Below are 2,736 nucleotides of genomic sequence, written 5' to 3'. Positions count from 1 at the left end.
GGCAAAAAATTGTTGGCTAAAATGTTGAACGAAGTGAAAACAGCCAACTGTTTTTTGTCCGTTTGAATGCCTTGTTATGCGATTTTTACATTACCACAAACCGTACAATTTATATAAATATTAGTAACATAACATGCACGTTTAAAAAACTCACAGCATTGCGACACACTAAACCGTGAATTTTGAGCCACTAATGAAAAGTGAATTTATCACTTACCTACTTTGGCGAAAAACTATTTAACCAAAAACTGAAATAGATTTAATTACGCGTAAATAACCAGGATAAAAAAAAGGCAACTACCACAATTACATTTAATCGAATTCGCAATGCCGCATAACGCCCAAATAACAGGCTAAAAATAGTGGGCTAAAATGGAGCGAAGCGAACAGCCCGCTTTTTTTAGTCCTTGTTGATTTGCTTGTTATAAAGCTCTTGCGCAAACTTGTAGAGTTCATTATTTTTAGCGAATCCTGTTTTCGATTTTCTTAATGGCCAATTAAAAGACATTATTGGAATACCATTTTTATCATGGTAAACAGTTAGGCAATTCAAATTGCCATCAAGTAAATCTTTAGATATTACCAAGTGTGAACTGGCTTGACCTGTATCGTATTTATGTAATGGTATATCTATAAAACCATTCTTAAACTCAGCACCGTTTAAATTGATAAGAGCAAAAGATTGTTCAGCTAACTCATCACCAAGCCCGATAATATAGTAGCCTTTACCCTCAGAGTTTATAACCATTAGATGAGACGAAATATGAGGATCATTAGCCTGAAACCCTTCCCACAAACCCTCAAATTGAGAATTTGCATATGAAGAAAAACTTAATGATAAAATAACCAAACATAGAAATTTACGCATATCTTCCTTGAGCTTTATAACGCCCCATTAAGAGGCAAATAATTGTTGGCTAAAATAAGCGACGAAGGAGTAAATAGCCAACTGTTATTTGTCCGGCTTGAATGGCTTGTTAGCTTTAATTAACACCACTTTGACAAACAACAATACCAACAATTTCGTCCGCATTTAAGGTAACAACCTGACCATTAATTATCGGTTGAGCGTCCTGCCTATAATAAGTTTGTGATTCAACCTCAAATTTATATGGGGAACACAACTTTTCTGCTTTCTCTATAAAGCCTCTTTCAAGATCGTCTCTTTTGCTAAAAGAATTACCAAATGTTTTAATTTGGTATTTATTTTTAGCTAACTCTGAAGATGGAGATAATGTCATTGAGCAACCGACTAAAAATAACACAAATGATAAAAATATAAATTTCAAAATGGCACCTACATATTTATTAAAGCTAACGCCCCATTAAGAGGCAAATGATAGTTGGCTAAAATAAGCGACGAAGGAGCAAATAGCCAACTGTTATTTGTCCTGCTTGAATGGCTTGTTATGCGGTAAATTACCCACAACCACTAGGGATTTCCCCATTAAAACTAATAACTTCGCTTAAATGTAATTGACGCTTATATTGTGCTTGATAACCATCTACTTCTTCAAAGTGCTCATGCCCCCTGAATTTTAAAAATATAGATGTGTATGGTTTTGGTTGAGCCAATGCAAGTGATTGTACCTCTGACATTAAAAAGCCTGAGTAACTTAACCAATATATATCCGCTGAGTTACAAGCTTTAAATGTGGAAACTTCATTACCATAGGTAAAATAACCTTCCAATATGTCATCATGAGCATGTGCTGGAAGTACAAATAAAATAGCTAGAAGAAAACACTTTTGCATGATAAAACCTTATTCCGCATAACGCCACATTAAGCGGCAAAAAATTGTTGGCTAAAATGTTGAACGAAGTGAAAACAGCCAACTGTTTTTTGTCCGTTTGAATGCCTTGTTATGCGATTTTTAGATTACCACAAACCGCATAATTTATATAAATATTAACGACATAAAATCCACGTTTAAAAAATCACAGCATTGCGACACACTAAACTGTGAATTTTGAGCCACTAATGAAAAGTGAATTTACCACTTACCTGCTTTGGCGAAAAACTATTTAACCAAAAACTGAAATAGATTTAATTACACGTAAATAACCAAGATAAAGAAAAGGCAAGTACCACAATTACATTTAATCGAATTCGCAATGCCGCATAACGCCCCATTAAGGGGCAAAAAATTGTTGGTTAAAATGTTGAACGAAGTGAAAACAACCAACTGTTTTTTGTCCGTTTGAAGTGCTTGTTATGTATCTTTTGCGCTAATATTAACGTTTTTATTATCTTGTTCCATTCTCTCAATTTTATCATTTAACTCTGAGAGTGACTTTTGAATATCCATTAATACTGGATTAGATTTAGAGTGATTTCTAATTTCTTCTTCACGAAACCCGAGTCTAGAATCTAGGTAACCAATCAACAAATAAGCGAACACAAAAATCACCAAAATAACAGGGACTGCAACCAATGGACTATTAAATACAAACGACTTTACTGGATTATCACCTAGTGATTCGATAGTAACGAAAATTATAAGCAAAAACTGTATATAGCTCATATACATTTTTGATCGATCTATATAGACCTTCCAGCGAATCAAAGACTTTTTATTAAACCGAGAACTCAAGATAACTCCTAGATACATAACGCCCTACTAAGCGGCTAAAAATAGTTGGCTATAATTTGCGAGGTACGAGCACAGCCAACTGTTTGTGTCCGTCTTGAGTTGCTTGTTAGTTGCCTTTTTTACGATATTTAACAATACCAT

4 protein-coding genes are annotated in these 2,736 nt (G+C 34.2%); all 4 read right to left on the bottom strand.

Annotated features, from left to right (window positions below; genetic code table 11):
• Window positions 1-400: 400 nt before the first annotated feature.
• Window positions 401-868 (bottom strand): hypothetical protein, encoded by a 468-nt coding sequence (locus H4J73_RS01210; protein ID WP_182176769.1) that lies wholly within the window; start codon window positions 866-868, stop codon window positions 401-403.
• 115 nt (window positions 869-983) lie between these two features.
• Window positions 984-1,289 (bottom strand): hypothetical protein, encoded by a 306-nt coding sequence (locus H4J73_RS01205; RefSeq protein ID WP_182223144.1) that lies wholly within the window; start codon window positions 1,287-1,289, stop codon window positions 984-986.
• 130 nt (window positions 1,290-1,419) lie between these two features.
• On the bottom strand, window positions 1,420-1,755 hold the full coding sequence (locus H4J73_RS01200) for a hypothetical protein (RefSeq protein WP_182223143.1): 336 nt from the start codon (window positions 1,753-1,755) through the stop codon (window positions 1,420-1,422).
• A gap of 459 nt (window positions 1,756-2,214) precedes the next feature.
• The gene (locus H4J73_RS01195; protein WP_182223142.1) at window positions 2,215-2,595 is read right to left on the bottom strand and encodes a hypothetical protein; all 381 of its coding nucleotides are present in this window, start codon (window positions 2,593-2,595) and stop codon (window positions 2,215-2,217) included.
• Between the last annotated feature and the right edge of the window lie 141 nt (window positions 2,596-2,736).

The sequence above is a fragment of the Colwellia sp. MB3u-41 genome, assembly GCF_014076845.1.
Taxonomy (GTDB): Bacteria; Pseudomonadota; Gammaproteobacteria; order Enterobacterales; family Alteromonadaceae; genus Colwellia_A.
The sequence above is the reverse complement of the archived record's forward strand: the minus strand, read 5'-3'. Positions and strand labels throughout refer to the sequence as shown.